The sequence below is a fragment of the Nostoc sp. genome, assembly GCF_036917975.1.
In the GTDB taxonomy this organism is placed as follows: Bacteria; Cyanobacteriota; Cyanobacteriia; order Cyanobacteriales; family Nostocaceae; genus Nostoc.
This window is the reverse complement of the sequence record NZ_JBALEJ010000024.1, coordinates 654,285-673,585: the sequence shown is the minus strand read 5'-3', so window position 1 is coordinate 673,585 and position 19,301 is coordinate 654,285. Positions and strand designations below refer to the sequence as shown.

Genomic DNA, 19,301 nt, shown 5'->3' with positions numbered 1-19,301 from the left:
TGAATAGTGAATAACTAACAAGGAGTTAAATCAATTTAAATATATGAATGAAAAGCCAAATATGAAAATACTTGATGAACCAGAAGATAATCTAATTTTAGTAGTTGATGATACTACTACAAATTTAGAAATTGTCTTTGATATATTAGCTAATTTTGGCTTCAAAGTAATTACAGAAAATGATGGCAAGATGGTAAGTCAAATTGTTGAAGATACACTCCCCGATTTGATTCTATTAGATGTAATGATGCCAGGAATAGATGGATTTGAAACCTGTAAAATCCTGAAAGAAAATCCAGCTACTTGTGATATACCCGTAATTTTCATGACGGCTAATTCTGATACTGATAGTAAGGTAAGGGGTCTAAATATCGGAGCAGTTGACTACATTACTAAACCTTTTCATGAAGAAGAATTATTAGCTAGAATTAAAACCCATCTTCAATTACGAAATCTCACAAAAACTTTAGAAAAACGAGTTATAGAAAGAACAGCAGCCTTATCCAGAGCATTAAAAGACCTACAAGAGTCTCAACTCCAGCTTGTACAGACAGAAAAAATGTCTGCTCTTGGTCAATTAGTAGCAGGAGTTGCTCATGAAATTAATAATCCAGTTGGTTTCATTCATGGCAATCTCGGACATGCTTCAGTATATTTTCAAGACATGGTTAACCTGATTGATCTCTATCAAAAGCACTATCCTAATCCGGTTCTAGAAATTCAAGAGGAAATTACAGCAATAGATTTGAAGTATATGCTTTCCGATCTACCGAATTTAATTTCTTCAATGAAAGAGGGTGTTCAGCGCATTCGCAACATTAGTACTAGTCTGAGAACCTTTTCTCGAGCAGATAGCGATCGCAAAGTTTATTGCAACATTAATGATGGCATAGACAGCACTATCATGATTCTCAAACACCGGTTAAAAGCATCCGAGGATCGTCCTGATATTCAAGTAATTAAAGATTACGATAAATTGCCAGACTTAGAATGCTTTATCGGACAACTAAATCAGGTATTTATGAATTTGTTAGCTAATGCTATTGATGCTTTAGAGGAGTCTAATATAGGACGTACTTATCTTGAAATTGAAGCAGATCCCAATCAAGTTTTGATTCAGACTCTACTCACTGAAGATAAAAATCATATCTTGATTCGGATTAAAGATAATGGCGTGGGAATGTCGGCTGATATTCAGCAAAAAATCTTTGACCATTTATTTACCACCAAGCCTGTGGGTCAAGGTACAGGATTAGGATTGTCAATTGCCCGTCAAATTGTTGTCGAAAAACATGGCGGAACTCTAGAGGTAAATTCAGTACTAGGAAAAGGTTCAGAGTTTATCATCAGGCTTCCCATTTAAAAATCAGAGCAAATCGCGTTCATCCACATAATAAGTAAATTTATGTTCAAGGCAGTAGTAGGTCATAGTAACGATCCAGATTCTCTATCAGCAGTTGAAGAAGTTATTCTGCAATGTACTAGTTCTCTTGCAGGAGATATACCAAAAGCTGGAATTATTTTTGCTGCAATTGACTTTGAACATGCTCTCATTTTGCAGCAAATTCATCAGGCTTTTCCCGGTATTGAGTTGATTGGTGGAACAACAGATGGAGAAATTTCTTCAGTCTTAGAGTTTCAGCAAGACTCAATCACCTTGATGTTGTTTTGCTCAGACGAAGTTGAAATACATGCAGGAATTGGACGCAAAGTTTCAAGCGATCCAATTACTGCAACTAAACAAGCTGTGGAGCAAGCTAAGGCAAAAAGTACCGCACCCCCAAAGCTATGTTTAACTCATCCAGAGAGCCTCACAACTAGTGGTATCTCTATATTAAATGGCTTAAAACTAGCTCTTGGTCAATATGTGCCGATATTTGGTGGTTTGGCTGGCGATCAGTCAAGATACCAAAGTACATATCAATTTTTTCAAACAGAAGTATTAAGTGATTCTGTACCAATTCTACTTTTTTCCGGCACTATATTGTTTTCCCATGCTGTTGCAAGTGGTTGGCATCCTATTGGTCAAACAAGCAAAGTTACTAAGGTAGATAAGAACATAGTCTATGAAATAGATGGCAAGCCAGCTTTAGATTTTTATCATCATTATCTAGGTTCGCTTCCTCCTTCAATGGAATATCCACTAGCAGTGTTTGATCAGAATGGAGACAATTTTTATATAAGAGCGCCTATTGCTTATAATAAAGAATCTGGTAGCATCACTTTCTTTGGAGATATTCCCGATCAAGCAGTTATTCAAATTTCAGAAGCAGACCATGAGGATATTTTGGCAGCATCGAAGGCGTCATTCATGAATCCTTTAGATAATTATCCAGGTGCAAAACCAAGTGCTATTTTGTTTTTTTCATGTGTAGCTCGTCGGCAAATACTTGGTACGAGGGCACAAGAAGAGTATCAAAACACAAAACTTTGTCTGACTGACTATTTACCTGCCTGTGGATTTTATTCTTATGGAGAGATTGCTCCTATAGATCGAATTAGTCAAACGAAATTCCATAATGAAACTTTTGTAACTTTAATTTTGGGAACTAGGTAAAAACTTATGGAAATATTGGATTATCAACAAGAAATTAGGGAACTAAAAAAAGCGAATAGAATTATCCAAAAAAAATTGGAGCGTTCCGAATCAGACCGGATAAAACTCGAAGATACAAATAAAAAAAAAGAATTTCTACTCAAAAAAGTAATTGATGAGTTAAATGAATACCAATGCAAGCTAGAAGAGAGAGGAAATGAACTAGAAAGAATGCTTTTTAATCTTCAAATAATGCAAAATAAGATGTCTACTTTGGGAAGTCTTGTCGCAGATGTAGCTCATGAGATTAATAACCCAGTTGGGTTTATAGCAGGTAATCTGACTCCAGCTAAAGAGTATATTCAGAATTTGTTACATCTCATTAACCTATATCAACAAACCTATCCTAAAGCATCTCAGGAAATTGAAGAAACAATTCAATTAATTGATCTGGAGTATATACGCGACGATCTACCTAAACTCATTTCCTCAATGACAGAAGGCACGGATCGTATTTCCAACATTAGCAATAGTCTGCGAACTTTCTCTAGAGCAGATACAGAACAAAAAGTTCTGTTTAATATTCATGAAGGTATTAATAGCACTCTGATCATTCTCAAGCATCGTTTGAAAGCTAATAAAATTCGCCCTGCTATTGAATTAGTTCAAGATTATGAAGAATTACCCCTAGTTGAATGCTTTCCAGGACAACTAAATCAGGTATTTATGAATCTATTGGCAAATGCTATTGATGCTTTAGAAGAGTCTAACTACGGACTGAGTTTTGATGAGATTAAGCTAAATCCTAATCAAATTACTATTCATACTGCCCTAACTGAAGATAACAATCATGTCTCGATTCAGATTCAAGATAACGGGGTGGGAATATCGGCTGATGTTCAACAAAAAATGTTTGACTATTTATTCACAACTAAACCTGTGGGAAAAGGAACAGGATTAGGATTATCAATTGCTTATCAAATAATTGTCCAAAAACATAAAGGAACTCTAGAAGTAAATTCTGTGTTAGGAGCAGGTTCTGAATTTATAATCACTATTCCGATTTTTTAAAGTAGCAATTAATTATTGAAATTAATTTTAGAAAAAATATATTAAATCTGACAATAGATTATGAGCAACTGAATGATTTGTAATTAATTACAGATGGATATAGCGGTTCCCATTCAGACGATCTACAACATTAGATCGCAAGGTGTAGGGGCACAGCAGTGCCCATTGGTGTCAACTTAAGCTAAAACTCCTTTAAAACCTCGTTTTCAGCCTCCGGCTAGAAATGCAACTCAAAAGCGGCTCTGCCGCCAGCAATGGAGGCGGAGCCTCTAGGACTGCATTCCCAGTCGGAGACTGGGAACGAGGCAATTGTATTGTCTTATGAACAAAAGCAAGCATCAAATTCTCTGAAGAAAGAGATTAAGCAGTTACTTTAGATGTATTTTTGGGAACTCTATAACTGTAGTTCCAAGATTATTTCGTCAAAACTTATGAGTAATGCACTTGACCACTCGATAGCTACACTTAATCTTTCTTTAGAACGCGATATATTTTTACGTACATTAATTAGAGAATTATCTGGCACTTTACAGGATGTAGTTGGCTTAGAAGAAGCTTCTGGATTTATTAGCGTAGTTGGTGAAAGAATGGGTAGGCAGATTGACCAAGATTATAAATCTGCCCTGGAAGTTTCCAGCCTTTCTCGTAAGCAAGTGGCTGATGTCTTGATTGATTTAAAAAAACGCATCCAGGGCGATTTTTATGTCATTGAGCAGAATGATGAAAAAATTGTCTTTGGCAACCGCATCTGCCCATTTGCCGAAAAAGTACTTAATCGCCCTGCTATGTGTATGATGACTTCAAACGTCTTTGGAACGATCGCAGCTAATAACCTGGGATATGCGAAAGTAGAATTGCAAGACACCATAGCCCAGGGTGCTTCTGGATGTAGAGTTATTGTTTACTTAAAACCTACAGAAGAAGCAGAAGATGCAGAAGGTCGAGAATACTTTCGGGGAGCCGAATCTGTCTAAACCCTTAAATACTAAACCAACCCCAAGATATAAACTTGAGTGCAGATATCTAAAGTAGAGCTCAACCCTGAAATTGGAAGCCTCATGACTCCTGAACAATTTCTTGAACTTGCCAGAGTTTTACCAGAACCTTTACTTCTGGTGAGTGGAGAGGGTCAGTTGTTAGCTACCAATCAACCAGTCGCAGATATGTTGGGGTTACGTCGTCAACAACTGCGGGGAAGAATGCTCTTTGAACTTGTAACTGAATCTACCAACGATGTTGTAAAGTATCTACAAGCCTGTTCAAGTAGCAGGGCAATGGTGATTGGCTCCTTGACTTTACGAAAAAATGATGGACAAACCTTAATATGTCGTAGTCAAGGAGCAGTCATTCAACCTTGGTCTGCGGAATCTTCAGCTTTAATTCTCTTACGCTTGGAAAATAGAGTTGTAGCTAGCAGTAATTTTATTCTTTTGAACGAAAAAATTGATGAGTTAGCAAAGGAAGTGCAAAGACGTAAACAAGCGGAAGAAGCACTTAAGAAAGCTAATCAAGAGCTAGAAGTTCGGGTTCAGGAACGTACAACTGATTTACAAGAAACACTAAATGAACTACAAATTACCCAAATTCAGCTTATCCAAGCTGAGAAAATGTCTAGTTTAGGTCAAATGGTTGCTGGTATTGCCCATGAAATTAATAACCCCGTGAGTTTTATTTATGGGAATCTTCACCACGCCCATAAATACACTCAGGATTTACTAATATTGGTGCAAATTTATCAACAACTTTGTCCAAATATTCCTCCAGAACTTCTAAAAAAAATAGAAGAAATAGATTTAGATTTTCTGATCCAAGATATAACTAAACTCTTCCAATCAATGCAAGTAGGAACAGAACGCATTCAAGAAATTGTTAAATCACTACGTAACTTTTCCAGACTTGATGAAGCAGAACTTAAGCGAGTTGATATCCATGAAGGAATTGATAGTACTTTAATGATTTTAGAGCATCGCCTGCAAGCTAGGCATGAGTACCCAGAAATAGAAGTTATTAAAAAATACAGTCAATTGCCCAATGTAACTTGCTACCCTGGTCAACTCAATCAAGTCTTTATAAATATTCTTGCTAATGCAATCGATGCACTGGAGGTGTCGGCTAAGAAAGGTCATTGGTCAGCCGTAAATACACAAACTACTGACAATCAACAACTCGCAGATAATAATCCTAAAATTCAAATAAAAACTGAGTTAATCGATCAAAAGTGGATAGAAGTTACTATTGCTGATAATGGTTTAGGGATAAACGAACAAGTTCGTTCAAAGCTATTTGATCCTTTTTTCACCACTAAATCTGTGGGTAAAGGTACTGGACTAGGGCTATATATAAGCTATCAGATTATAGTTGAAAAACATAACGGACAACTTAACTGTTTTTCTGTTCCAGGAAAAGGTGCAGAATTTGTAATTAAGATACCTGTTAGTTCTGTCTCATAAAAATATAAGAATTCAGCACCCAGAAGTCAGAAATTATCAGTAATTTAGAATGATTTGTATATTTATTCATCAATTCTGAATTCTAACTATTTTAACGTAAGTTCGATGAACCTCTCCCTCCCAGCCTCCCTCTCCGAAACGGAAAGGGAGGAGCAACGAAAAATTAAGCTTTTTGCTCCCCTCTCCGCGTCGGAGAGGCGTTGGGGGAGAGGTCAAATAAGACTTTGTCGAACTCACGTTATTTTAAGTGATATGAAAAACGCCTGTCTGCTAATTAGCAAACAGGCGTGTCTTTGAGTACGAAGTTTCGTTGAGACTCGGTTAAATCTTAGCAGTAGAATCAACTGAGGGTTGAGACTGACTAACCGAATCTAACTTTGGCAAAAGCACTAGATTTTGTGCTTTTACATTACTGTTGATTGTTGCTTGCAAAAATGGGGTATGGGAGATGGAATTGTTAGCCAATGTAAACAGTGGATTTGACAAAATTCCTGCGACAGTAGTGGCAATTAATGTTACCACCAAACCGACCTGCAAAGGTCTTAGCCCAGGTAAATCCCAACGCACTTGTGGATAATTCTTCACTGCCTCGGACATTTCATGGGGTTCTTTGACTACCATCATTTTAACTACGCGAATGTAGTAGTAGATGGAGACGACGCTGGTAACTAAGCCCAACAAGACTAACCAATAAAGTCCGGCTTGCCAACCTGCCCAGAATAAGTAAATCTTGCCGAAAAACCCAGCTAATGGCGGGATACCACCCAAGGAAAGCAGGGAGATACTCAAGGCGAGTGTTAGGAGTGGGTCTTTTTGATATAAGCCAGAGTATTCGGCAATCTGGTCGGTTCCCGTGCGTAGTGAGAACAGAATGATGCAGGTAAAGCCGCACAGGTTCATGAATAAGTAAACCAGTAGGTAAAATACCATACTGGCATAACCCGCCTGTGTACCAGCAATCAAGCCAATCATCACAAACCCAGCTTGGGCAATGGATGAATAAGCTAGCATCCGTTTCATGCTGGTTTGGGCTAAGGCGACTACGTTACCCAAAATCATGCTGAGAACGGCTAGAGCAGTGAAGACAAACCTCCACTCGTCAGCAACGAGAGGGAAGGCTGTTGTTAGCAAGCGGATGGCTAGGGCAAACCCAGCTGCTTTGGAACCGACAGATAAAAAGGCGATGACTGGGGTGGGTGCGCCTTCGTAAACGTCTGGTGTCCACTGGTGGAAGGGTGCAGCGGAGATTTTGAAGCCAATACCTGCGATCGCAAAAACTAAGGCAATCACTAAACCTAAAGATTGTCCCACTTTTGCTGTGGCAATGCCATTAGCGATCGCACTTAGTTCAGTTTGTCCTCCAGATAGTCCATACAGCAGGGATACACCGTACAAAAATATTGCTGTACTGGAAGCTCCAATTAACAAGTATTTCAGCGCCGCTTCATTGGAGCGGGGGTCACGCTTGGTATAACCTGTCAACAAGTAAGAGGAAATACTCAGGGTTTCTAGCGAGATGAAAATCATCACCAACTCACTAGCCCCAGATAAAAACATACCTCCCAAAGTAGCACTGAGCAAAATAGCGATGAATTCGGCTAAAGCAGTGCCACTCTGCTCAACGTAGCGAATTGACATCAGTATAGTGGCGATCGCAGACAAGGCAATAATACCGCGAAAGACGATACTCAGGTCATCACCATTAAAGCCACCGGTGAAAGAGATGGGATTAGGAGAGTCCCATTGAAAGTATAGGGCGATAATCGAAGCAAATAAACCTGCGATCGCTAGATATCCAATCCAGCGCGCGGATGTACGCCCCAAAATCAAATCAACTATCAAAACCCCCAAGAGGGTGAGAATAACAATCCCCTCTGGCAAAATCGTTCCAGCGTTTAGCTGGGATGCAATATTAGCAAAATCCATGAGATGTATAGGTTTTGGCGATTAGACATTAAGGCTAACTCTGTTCACTCTAGCAAGTTTTCTAATCCCCGGACTAGCTCTTTTAACAAGAGCTTAACAGCTTGGGTGCAGATGGCGATTGCACTAACTTCACTGGCTTACCAGCAGGTTTCTCAGTATTTAGGGATTCACCTAAAAACTTTCATCTTGCTTTTTACAGCTATTTTTAGGTAATTAGACCATGCGGTAGGGGCAATTTATGTAGACGCAAAGCGGCTTCCCGCAGGGTATTGCCCCTACTTAATCTTGATTACATAAATCATACGCAGGTGCGATCGCTATGTACAAAAAGCTCATTAAAACAAGTCGCAAGTCGCAAGTCGCAAGTCGCAAGTAAGTTTTGTGAAAGCGACGCGCAAAGCGAGTCTGCGATAGCGCCGGCGGCAAGCGAGTACTCGAGCGTCGCGTCCGGGGATTTATTTAGACCCCGACCCAAAACTTGCCGGTTATTGAACCGGGGGACTTAAACCCACGGAGTTTGTTAATAATTAGTAAGGGCATAGCAATGCTCATAGGTGTCAACTTAACGTGAAACCAAGTCTAGAACTAGCTTTTAGATTGCCTCGTTCCCAGTCTCCGACTGGGAATGCTTGTCTTTGAGGCTCCGCCTCTCTTTACTGGCGGCAGAGCCGCCAAGAGCAGCATTTCCAGCCGGAGGCTGGAAACGAGATTTTAAAAGGGTTTCAGCTTAAGTTGACACCAATAATCAATGCTGTGCCCCTACAATATTCATAACTCCTAACTTTATCAAAAACCGACTGATGGCAGCTTGCCTTGTAGCGACTGAAATTTAGACTGAACACAGTTGGCACAATTGCAACCAAGTTGATCAATAATCGGATGAGATGTTTGAATCAAGTTTGGTATTGCCAGATCGGGAATTTGTTGTGTAGATACTACCGTCATAATTTGGGTAGCGTATAAAGATTTCAGGCTGGATGCGTTTGCTGGATTGACTATCAGCAGCATGGATACCAGAAATGCGGGACAGGCAAGTAAAATCAGTTTGACTATGTTCATAATTTACACAAAGATAGCTTGGCTGATACAGCATAGCTAATAAATTGCCCAGCTTCAATTTTAATTACTAAGTATTGCTTAACTACGCCCGAATCCTTGACCCCGCAAAATCTTTGACCAAATAACTAATTCGCCCTGTTCACCGCCTGCGGCCAATAACTTACCTTGGGGATGCCAAGCGAGGCTAGAAAATCCTGCTGAGACACCTGTGATAATTTGGGATACTTCCTTGGCTTTGTTCCACAAACATAACCAGCCGTCAGCCGCCGCAGAAGCGAGAAGGAAGCTTTTCGGTGCAAAGGCGATCGCATTAATCACACCTACATGATTTGTTAATACTCGTGCTTCCCAACCTAAAGTATCATCCTCTAGCTTTTCCCACACTATAATACCTTCAACGCTAGAAGATGCCAGTATTGGCGCACCCACTTTCGTAATAGCTTCTGACCATGCCAATTGACGAATTTTACCAGGGAAACCACGCATTACCCAAGGGTCGGGGTTGTTCCATTCTAAAACGGTAACACTGCGATCCATGTTCCCAGAAGCGAGAAATTTGCCATCGGGCGACCAAGCCATTGCTAAACTGACGGTAGTCATATCTAGGTTGTATGGTTCTTCATCCCAGTTTTGACTATGCCAAATCTTGACTCCCTTATAACCACTAATGGCTAAGTATTGTCCGTCAATGCGCCAATCTATACCCAATACTGAAGAGTTATCGAAATTCAGCGTCACGACAATTTCACGAGTATCTGCATCCCAAACTTGGACGTAACGCCCCAAACTAAAAGCTAGTTGGTTACTGGTGTAATTCCAAGCTAGTTTGTCAACCCATGCAGGGGCATTTTCCAGCGTGGCGATTAATTCAGTGTCGCGCCAAATTTTCACCTGTCCATCTTGTCCGCCAACGGCTAAAAATTTGCCATCGGTCGAAAAAGCCAGACAGTCTACCGATTTACCATTACCAGTTTGTAAGGTTGTGAGTTCGCCATCATTCCACAAAACGACTTCCCCGGCGGCAGAAGTTGCTGCTAAAGTTTGACCTTGTGGCGACCAAGCGATCGCAGTTACATAATCTGAAAGTGTCCCCGAATAGTGTTGTTCAAATTCCTTAGATTTGCTGGTTGTGGTGTTCATAGTTATTGGGTACTGGGTACTGGGGACTGGGGACTAGGGATTAGGGACTGGGGACTAAGGACTAAATTCTTCCCAATACCCAATCCCCAGTCCCCAATCCCTTTTTAAGCAAGACAGGCGAGAAAATCTTGCTTGAGTTGGGCTGCATCAAGGTTGCGACCAATGAAGACTAGTTCGTTTTTGGGAGTTTCGCTGGGTTTCCAGGGGCGATCGGGTTTGCCATCAAATATCATGTGTACTCCTTGGAATACAAATCGATTGTCTTCTCCAGCAATATTTAAAATGCCTTTCATCCGAAAAATATCTGGCCCTTGGGTACGCAGTAACTCCGAAAGCCAAGTGTTTAACTTTTCTCCATCGACTGCACCCGCTTCTACTAAAGCCACTGAAAAGACAGTTTCATCGTGTACGTGGGCATCTTCACCTAAGAAATCTGGATCAATTTCTAATGCGCGATCTAAATCAAAGGCTTTGACACCTAATAAAGCATCCATTCCTAGTTCAGAATTTTGGGTGCGGTAGATTTTTGCGATCGCATTCATCGCCCGAATCCGTTTTTCTAATTCATCCAACTCTTCTGGCGCTACCAAATCTGTTTTATTAAGTAAAATTACATCGGCAAAGGCAATCTGTTCCTGTGCTTCATCGGCATCCCAGTGCTGCCAAATATGCTTGGCATCTACGACTGTCACCACCGCATCTAAAGACAGTTGGCTTTGTAAATCTTCATCTACAAAAAATGTCTGAATCACTGGTGCTGGATCGGCTAATCCAGTTGTTTCAATTACTAAATGGTCAAATTTATCGCGCCGCTTCATCAAATTGCCAATGATGCGAATTAAATCGCCGCGCACTGTACAACAGATACAGCCATTATTCATTTCAAAAATTTCTTCATCTGCATCGATAATCAATTGATTATCAATACCCACTTCCCCAAATTCATTAACAATCACAGCAACTTTTTTGCCGTGTTCGTAGGTGAGGATGTGATTGAGTAAAGTCGTTTTACCTGCTCCCAAATATCCTGTAAGAACAGTAACGGGAACTGAATTGTTGATTACGTCAGCCACCATACTCTAAATTCCCCTTATCTCACCTTATGGATAATCATTATCGCCTATGATAATTGTTTTTATTTTTTTGTGCGAACTTGCTGTTATTTTGGGTTTCAGTAAAATAATCACATAATTTAATCAGGAAACATTTTATTTTTAGGCATCTGTAATAAGTAATAAATATTCATAAGTTGGGGTAGCTGGTAGGAATATGGCATACAAGCCGACCCACACTGCGGGCAATACGGTTGGGTTAAAGTTAGCACTCTTTGTCAAAGTGATTTTTTTTACGAACCGCAGAGAGCGCAGAGAGAAAAAGTGCGAGAACTGCATTTGCTTCTCTCTGTGTCCTCTGCGCCTCTGCGGTTTAAAAGAATTTATTGACCAATATTTTTACCCATCTTGAAAGGGCTAGTTCTATAATCTTAGTCTCGCACCAAGGTGCAATGTGAAAATTTAATTTTCTGGGAAGAACAAAAAATCTTGAATTGCTTCTAAAACAACTGCTGGATATTCTTCATGTAGTCCCAGAGAACCAGGGATAACAACACTTCTCACTCCTGGTAAGGCTACCAAAGCGTTCATTTCTTCTCGTGATTTGGGGGGGCTAGATTCCCCAATTACTACCATGAGTGGTACGGTTAAAGACTGTACAAGTTCTAAAAAATCAGATTGTGCGTGTACAGCATCAAGATTACCAGTTACAAAGGCAGCAGATGCAAATCGCGCTCCTGGTTGTTGAGTTGTTTGCCACTTCTTCTCAATGAAACTGGGTGTAATTTTAGCTGCGTCAGTAAAGACATGACGACGGTACATAAAACTTAATAAAGATGGGGCAGTATTGAGTTTGTAGAGAGCTTGACCAAGTATAGGCGATCGCACCAATTCTCTCACAATTCCAGCTATTTGCTGACTTGCCCCCATTGTCGGCAAAGGCCCACGCCAAGTAGGAGCTAACAATACAATCTTTGAGAAAACAGCCGATTTCACAGCTAATTGTAAAACGTAACTAGCAGCATGGCCAGCCGCCACCACGGTAATGGGAGTATTAAAAACAGCTTTGACAAAATCTTCCAGAAAGTGCTGATATATTTCCGGTCGATAATTCAAACTAGGGCGAGAAGATTCACCAAATCCAGGCCAATCTATGGCTATAACTTGAAAATGGGGAGCTAGTAACTTGGCAAGTTCGCCCATTTCCAAGCGCGTCGAAACACTGCTGAAAGATGGTAGTAGCAATAGCGGTGAACCTTTACCAAGGGTTTCATACACAACGCGTAATTGCTGATTTTCCCAGTTCCAGAGATATTCTTGAACTACTCCACCAAAGGCAGTAGCAGCAAAGGTAGATAATACATTGGTTGACATAAGACTAAATTTTGGTAGTTGTACGTTATTTGTCAGTTGTCCTTTATCCTTTGCAAATGACCAATGACCAATGACTAATAACCAAGTTTAGTTAGGCAAATCTAACTTACATTCCAATGCTTTTTTTTGCATGGTTTTAAAAATGTTGTAAAATCCATTAGCACGGGAAGGTGTCAGACTAACGTTTAAACCTGTTTCTTGAATAAAATCTGGGGTAAGTTGGACAATCTCAGTTGGCGTTAGTCCCTGCAATCCTTCAACCAGAAGCCCTACTAATCCTTTAGTTAACTGGGAATCGGAATCGCCCTGAAATATAACCTTACCGTCATCCAAGGCTGCGGTGATATAAACTTGAGACACGCAACCAGGAACTTTATTTTCGGGTAATTTATCGGCTTCTGGGAACTCATTGAGCTTCTGAGCATACCAGATTAGCTGTTCGTAGCGCCGCTTCGGTTCAGAAGCGCGTTGAAAGCGCTGGACAATTTTAGCTAGCGCAGGTGGCAAAGAATCTAGAGTTGAGGACATAACAGAAGCAGCAAACGATCGGTACCACTTTGAGTTTAAATTATCTTTAGAGCGATGCCTACGGCGGGCTGCGCTTACGCGCTCCGGTTCACGTCGCCATATCAGCTAGCTATAACAAATATTATTGATTATAACTTGTCAAATTCAGACAATTACTGCGATCCGCATTCACATCGTTCAAATTTTTTAATGCTTCTAATGACAAAAACTTAATTTTTTTATAAGCAAGCTTACAAAAACTATAGTTGCATCAATATATACTTTTTCTATTACGTAAGTATGATAATTGAGTGAAATTTATATATCGTTTGATTTGATTGAGATTTTTAACGCTATTAACTCCTAACGGTACGCATCAGGTGACTAGCGTCAAGGCGATGTCTAGGTTGGGCTGCATCTACGCGATTATAAACCAGGAGTCAGAATACAGAATTCAGAATACTCTACCCATAAAGGAATAGAGTTTTAAGACCAAAGTATTTAATCCTAAGTTTCGCCCACTATTCAACTCGCTTTTAGCCAGTATTCAGACGCGACTCAAAAATAGTTGCTACCGCTTCGCTATTACCCACTCGTACAGAATTCATACTGAATTCTGACTCCTGAGTTCTGAATTCTTCTTACAAAATTAGCTGCAAGTAGATTTCACTAAGCAGCTAGATAACAATCGACAATTAAAAATTAAAAATCAAAAAAAATTCTGATTTTTAATTTTTAACTTCTCTCCCTGACAGATTAATTCGTAGTTTGTGCAGCTAGCATCTGCTTCAGCTTTTCTAATTCCGAAGCCCAACGAGGATCTGGACGAATAGCGTCTGAATCGGTAGTTGTGGTACTGCTTTCGCGAGAACCGCCGCCACCGCCGCCACGACGAGGCTTCTTAGAACTTTTCTCACGGCGGCTACCTTCTCTGCTGGGGCTAGGAGTCGGGGTACTACTACTAGCAAGAGTAACTGGTTTAGGAGCTTGCTCCTCGCCCTCTTCACCCTTTGTCCGAGGTAATGCCTTCTCTAGCTTAATGGGAGTGTCTTTGAACAGCTGACCATTATATTTTTCAATGATTTCGTCAGCTTGTTCGTCGTTGTTGACTGTCAGAAAACCGAAACCACGGCATTTGCCAGTTTTACGGTCTTTAATTAATTTAGTAGTTACAGCATCACCTTCTGCTGCAAAAACTGCTTGCAGATCTTGACGATCTATTTCATCTTTAGGCAGATTACCTATATATAGGCGAACGGACATGAACTATACCTCCAGAGTTAAATGAACATGGCAAGGCGAGAAAACAATCACTTGGCTTAGGCTTTTAACTTTTAAATAGATGCTATTGACCAAGGCTGCCATCAACCAATTTTTTTGCTCGAAACTGTCAACCTATACAACAATACAGTTTTTCGTCGGGATCAAGCTTGTTTAATCAAAAGGCTCACACTATGGTGAGCTAATAACACCTTAATTCTAAGAATTGTAAATTTAATAGCCTAGTGCCTGCTAAAGTACACGCTTTCTTCCATGCTCTTTTTCGCAGAATCAAATACCATTCCCTACATTACCACGGTATTTTCTACGTAGCTAGTTTAGCGCATATATTTCCGGCCTTAGTATTACTGCATCGTAACATGAAACACATTTTTTTATTCAAGAGAGCATATTTTGAGACAAAAACCAGCCAATGGCTGGTTAATTTTCTGCTGTGTTGGGAGGATAAAAGGTATGAAGCAGGGGAAAAAGCATCCGAATTAACAACTAAGCAGTAGTGCTGAGTTATATCGGCTGCTATTGTTTGTGTGAATAAATGTAACACTTGTAAAGAAAACCTGCAACTTTTGTTTACATTCCGATTTGTCATTTGTCATTCATTTGGAGTTAAATAACTCTTAACTCCTCACTCCTCACTCAGCACTCAGCACTCAGCACTATCTTTAACCAGTAAGAAAAACGTATGCGCCCCAAGCCTGTGCTGCAACTGCTAAAAAAGTAGACCAAATGGGATGAGGGCTATGAATGGTTTTGCCACTTTGAGTTTGTAGGGTTTGGATATCAATCCAAGGTGTTGCTCCTCGCCGGAACCAACCTGTGACGATAATTTGCCTACCAATTAGATCCTGGTGATTGATTGACTGTCCTAGCCAAGAAATGTGGTGTAATTTCACCAAACCCGCGCTGGATTGGAAAATTAAATCTTGCGCTAGGGAGTTGCTAGTGCCTTGACGACCTAATAATTTGCCCACCAGACGCACGCTGATGCTGTCAATGGGTAAGGCAGAAGGGTCAGATAACAGGTTGGGTAAGCTGTCATCAGTTTGGACAGTGGCAGGTTTAATATCCGGGAAGAAAGAATTAATCCGCACTAATGTACCGATGCTAAAGCCAATCAAAAGGCAGCCTGTAATGAAAGACCAATCTTCATAAATCCACTTTAGATTTAAAAACTTAAGTGCGAATGCTAATTGCCAAGTTAGCCAGACTAAAGCTGCAAACAAAACCCCTAGAGGAATTCCCAACCAAGGAGCGATTTGTAATAAGAAAGACTGACGCTTCACCTTTGATGGCTCGCTTGCAAAATGTAGTTCGGTGTCTAGATGCCAGTGACGGGCTATTTGGCAGAGGCGTTCGATGCGATCGCCCATTAAAGGGTGGCTATTATTAATCGTAAACCATCGGCGATAGGGATTGGCAGTATCCCACTTCAAAAATGATTCAAAAGATAAATTGCTGGCAATAGTGCCCAAAGATAAACTCTGCTGGTGGCTAACTGGTGTCAGGAGATTTAAGCTTTCTAGTTGCCAACTTGTCTCTTCTTCTTTTTGGATGTCAGCGGCAACGCCAATGGCAATTTTAAGTAAAGCGCGAATTAGGGCATTGGGATTACCAGTAATTTCAGCAGCAACGCGATCGCTATAATAAAGCCGCAACTGCGACAACCACAATGCAGTTCCAGTCAGCAAACACCAAACTCCATAAATTAAAGTTGCCAGAATTGTCACCGGCCAGCGCCAAATTTTTGCTGATATTCTGTCGCCCAACTCCGACACTTGCTGATATAGCTTATGAATTGGTAGTGTCACCAGCAGCAACAAAGACATTACAGCAAAATCCCAGTGAGCAATATGCCCTAGCTGCGTGGCGTAAATAATGGCGATTTCATCATCTGCTAGTTGTTCTAATAGCCCTTGACTCACAACAATCCTGGCATTACGTGGTAAACTACCATAAGTCAGAATAATTGGTGCAGCCGTTGGTAAAATCCGCAGTTTGGGTAACGGCCAGTGGCGATGTTGGCAACAGCGTTGTAGCACCCGAACGGCTTCACGGCTATGAGCATTCAATACATCTTTAGAGAATTCTCGCTGACCATACAAGTTCGCCAATAGCAGATCCAGTAACCAAGGTGATACTGCAAGTAAAATCACCAATACTATTAGCAACAACTTAGTAGGATCGCGATATAAAAGCTGCAACGGCTCCAGATAAGGAAGTTTGACTAAAGTCTGGTTGATGCATCCCATTGCTAACTTGAGCATTTCCCGCATCACCCAAAATAGGGCAATGAATGTTCCTGCTGAAAGTAACCGCAAGGGAATTAATTTTGGTTTACGTAGTGGTTGCCATGCTCTAGCGCGTTGTGCTTGTCGCCAATAAATAACGCCGAATAGTTTAGCTTGAGTGCGGGTTACAGAACCCATGAAGCCGTTTAGGGGTGTAGCCGGTGGCGGTGGGGGTGGTGGTGTCGCTACTGTCGCTTTGAGTTTAGGTAGTGGCACCATCGGTGGGGTTTCGTTGCTCTTGGTTTCGATTACTTGATCGTTTGGCTTTTCCTCTAATGTAGGAGTTTCTGGGGGAGTAACAGGGGTTGAATCTGGGATTGAATCTGGGGTTGAATCTGGATTTGAATTCTCAAAGGCAACAAATCCAGTTTCGACATTTTTTGATTCTTGCTCAGGTTTTTTACGTTTTGTCAGGTGTTCGAGAGCGCGTGTTGCCCACTCTTGAACTTGTGGGTTGTTACTCTCAATGAGGTTTTGGGAAATCGCGATCGCTTTGGGAACTTCGCCAGTGCGGGCAAAAGCCATCACTAAACCAACCTGGGCTTGTAGACTAGCAGTACCATTACTCTGGCTGCTAGCAATAGGTTCTAGTTGAGCGATCGCTGTTTGGTAATTTCCCTGCTTGAGGGCAACTAAACCAGCCTCCAAAGACGGTTTGGCATGTGAAGGCATACAAATTCTGGCACTCCAATCTCTTCTAAGTGATCCACGTTTGGGCAAAAGCGCGAACCTCGGATGCCGTGGAAATCAACCGCGCTCAAGTTTTGCTTGTCAACCAATTTTGGATTTTGGATTTTGGATTTTGGATTGACCCAATACAAGGTTACTTTCGGATTTTAAATTGAGGATTTTGGATTTGTTCTGCCCACTAGGGGTAGGGGCGAGGTATGAACCAAAAAATAATCTAAAATCTAAAATCTAAAATCTAAAATTCCTACTGAATTATTCTTCCACTGGTTGTTGACTAGAAAATACTGGAGCGATGCCTACGGCAGGCTCTGCCAACGCGCTTAATTTTAACTCTGGATGGTCGCCTAATAACTGTTGGCAATTCCATTCATTGCGGAATAGCAACACTGGGCGTCCCATACTATCTTTAACTGTAGTGGTATTGAAAATCCGTCCCACTTTTTCTAATGCTTCCCAACCACCCTCAACCCAACGGGCGACACTATAGGGTAATACCTCTAATATGGTTTCTACACCATACTCATTTTGTAAGCGAAACTGTACTACCTCGAATTGCAACTGACCCACCGCCGCCAAAATTGGATCGCGCTTGGCTTCATCAGTTGAATACATAATTTGCACAGCACCTTCTTCGCGTAATTCCGCAACGCCTTTTTGGAATTGTTTAGACTTCGAGGGGTTGGGATTCCTCAGAGAAGCGAACAGTTCTGGCGAAAAATACGGAATCCCCTCATATTCGAGTTTTTGTCCCGTGTAAATTGTATCCCCGATCGCAAAAACACCGGGATTGTTCAAACCGATCACATCGCCAGGATAAGCCACATCAATCGATTCTCGCTCTTGAGCAAAGAGTTTTTGCGGGCGAGACAGACGGATAAGTTTACCAATGCGGGCGTGATTGACCATCATATCTTTTTCAAACTTACCAGTGCAAACCCGGATAAATGCCACGCGATCGCGGTGTTTCGGGTCCATATTTGCTTGCAGCTTAAAGACAAACCCCGAAAACTCCGGGTATGTGGGGGGAACTTCGCCAAGACTGCTGTAATGAGAACCGGGTTTGAGGGCATAGTCGAGGAAATACTTAAGGAATAACTCTACCCCAAAGTTAGTCATGGCGCTACCAAAGAACACAGGCGTCATTTTGCCTTCGTGTACCAACTGTAAATCTAGCTCTGGGCCAACTCCTTCTAAAAGTTCCAGATCATTTTTCAGTTGGTGGTACAGACTTTGTTCTAGCTGTTCTTCTATTCTCGGATCGCCTAATTCCACTATGGTATCACGGGCTTCTCGGCTGCCGTGGGCGCTGCGTTCAAAGAGGTGAATTTGTTGCTTGTGCCGATCAAAAACACCTTTAAAGCGATCGCCCATACCAATCGGCCAATTTACCGCATAGGTTTGCAATCCCAATTCTTGCTCAATTTCATCCAACAATTCCAGAGGTTCTCTGCCTGGGCGATCGAGCTTGTTGATAAATGTAAAAATCGGGATACCCCGCAATTTACACACTTCAAACAATTTGCGCGTTTGGGGTTCCAAACCTTTTGCCGCATCAATCAACATCACGGCATTATCAGCGGCGGCGAGGGTACGGTAAGTATCTTCACTGAAATCTTGGTGTCCCGGCGTGTCTAATAAATTTATCTGACAATTCCGGTATTCAAATTGCAACACCGTGGAGGTAATGGAAATACCCCGTTGTTGTTCCATCGCCATCCAATCAGAAGTAGCCTTACGCTGTGCCCGTCGCGCCTTAACCGCCCCAGCTTCGTGAATTGCCCCTCCGTACAGGAGTAGCTTTTCAGTTAGTGTAGTCTTACCTGCATCGGGGTGAGATATAATCGCAAAGTTGCGGCGAAGTTCAACTGCTTGAATAAGTTCAGACTGAAGTTCAGTAGACATAAATGTATTTGTTTGTCAGCTAGCT

The 19,301-nt window shown here is 41.2% G+C and carries 14 protein-coding genes; 5 read left to right on the top strand and 9 right to left on the bottom strand.

Annotation, left to right across the window (positions count from 1 at the left end; all coding sequences use genetic code 11):
- Positions 1-43 precede the first annotated feature (43 nt).
- The 5 genes from V7K76_RS11525 (at position 44) to V7K76_RS11505 (ending at position 6,057) form a co-directional block, all read left to right on the top strand.
- The gene (locus V7K76_RS11525) at positions 44-1,363 is read left to right on the top strand and encodes a hybrid sensor histidine kinase/response regulator (RefSeq protein ID WP_334775076.1); all 1,320 of its coding nucleotides are present in this window, start codon (positions 44-46) and stop codon (positions 1,361-1,363) included.
- Positions 1,364-1,405: 42 nt separating this feature from the next.
- Positions 1,406-2,557, top strand: coding sequence for an FIST signal transduction protein (locus tag V7K76_RS11520; protein WP_334775077.1), 1,152 nt, complete (start codon positions 1,406-1,408; stop codon positions 2,555-2,557).
- A 6-nt stretch (positions 2,558-2,563) separates the two neighbouring features.
- Positions 2,564-3,607, top strand: coding sequence for a sensor histidine kinase (locus V7K76_RS11515; RefSeq protein WP_334775078.1), 1,044 nt, complete (start codon positions 2,564-2,566; stop codon positions 3,605-3,607).
- A gap of 431 nt (positions 3,608-4,038) precedes the next feature.
- The gene (locus tag V7K76_RS11510) at positions 4,039-4,581 is read left to right on the top strand and encodes a methanogen output domain 1-containing protein (protein WP_334775079.1); all 543 of its coding nucleotides are present in this window, start codon (positions 4,039-4,041) and stop codon (positions 4,579-4,581) included.
- An 84-nt stretch (positions 4,582-4,665) separates the two neighbouring features.
- Positions 4,666-6,057 carry an ATP-binding protein gene (locus tag V7K76_RS11505; RefSeq protein WP_334775080.1) on the top strand — a complete coding sequence of 464 codons (1,392 nt, stop codon included), beginning with the start codon at positions 4,666-4,668 and terminating at the stop codon, positions 6,055-6,057.
- A 321-nt stretch (positions 6,058-6,378) separates the two neighbouring features.
- On the opposite strand, the gene V7K76_RS11500 is transcribed toward V7K76_RS11505, so the two are convergent.
- The 9 genes from V7K76_RS11500 to prfC all read right to left on the bottom strand — a co-directional run bounded on the left by V7K76_RS11500 (position 6,379) and on the right by prfC (position 19,276).
- Positions 6,379-7,983 (bottom strand): NAD(P)H-quinone oxidoreductase subunit N, encoded by a 1,605-nt coding sequence (locus tag V7K76_RS11500; RefSeq protein ID WP_334775081.1) that lies wholly within the window; start codon positions 7,981-7,983, stop codon positions 6,379-6,381.
- A 786-nt stretch (positions 7,984-8,769) separates the two neighbouring features.
- Positions 8,770-9,042: a hypothetical protein gene (locus tag V7K76_RS11495; RefSeq protein WP_334775082.1), complete on the bottom strand. Its 273-nt coding sequence runs from the start codon at positions 9,040-9,042 to the stop codon at positions 8,770-8,772.
- Between the two features lie 78 nt (positions 9,043-9,120).
- Positions 9,121-10,182 (bottom strand): WD40 repeat domain-containing protein, encoded by a 1,062-nt coding sequence (locus V7K76_RS11490; RefSeq protein WP_334775083.1) that lies wholly within the window; start codon positions 10,180-10,182, stop codon positions 9,121-9,123.
- 104 nt (positions 10,183-10,286) lie between these two features.
- Complete coding sequence (locus V7K76_RS11485) at positions 10,287-11,258, bottom strand: CobW family GTP-binding protein (RefSeq protein ID WP_094349448.1); 972 nt, start codon at positions 11,256-11,258, stop codon at positions 10,287-10,289.
- Between the two features lie 438 nt (positions 11,259-11,696).
- Positions 11,697-12,608 carry an alpha/beta fold hydrolase gene (locus V7K76_RS11480; protein ID WP_335029778.1) on the bottom strand — a complete coding sequence of 304 codons (912 nt, stop codon included), beginning with the start codon at positions 12,606-12,608 and terminating at the stop codon, positions 11,697-11,699.
- Positions 12,609-12,695: 87 nt separating this feature from the next.
- Complete coding sequence (locus V7K76_RS11475; protein WP_179065954.1) at positions 12,696-13,136, bottom strand: SufE family protein; 441 nt, start codon at positions 13,134-13,136, stop codon at positions 12,696-12,698.
- Between the two features lie 735 nt (positions 13,137-13,871).
- Positions 13,872-14,378: an RNA recognition motif domain-containing protein gene (locus V7K76_RS11470; protein ID WP_179065953.1), complete on the bottom strand. Its 507-nt coding sequence runs from the start codon at positions 14,376-14,378 to the stop codon at positions 13,872-13,874.
- A 680-nt stretch (positions 14,379-15,058) separates the two neighbouring features.
- On the bottom strand, positions 15,059-17,356 hold the full coding sequence (locus tag V7K76_RS11465; protein WP_335029777.1) for a M48 family metalloprotease: 2,298 nt from the start codon (positions 17,354-17,356) through the stop codon (positions 15,059-15,061).
- A 270-nt stretch (positions 17,357-17,626) separates the two neighbouring features.
- Positions 17,627-19,276 (bottom strand): peptide chain release factor 3, encoded by a 1,650-nt coding sequence (gene prfC / locus V7K76_RS11460; RefSeq protein WP_334775086.1) that lies wholly within the window; start codon positions 19,274-19,276, stop codon positions 17,627-17,629.
- Between the last annotated feature and the right edge of the window lie 25 nt (positions 19,277-19,301).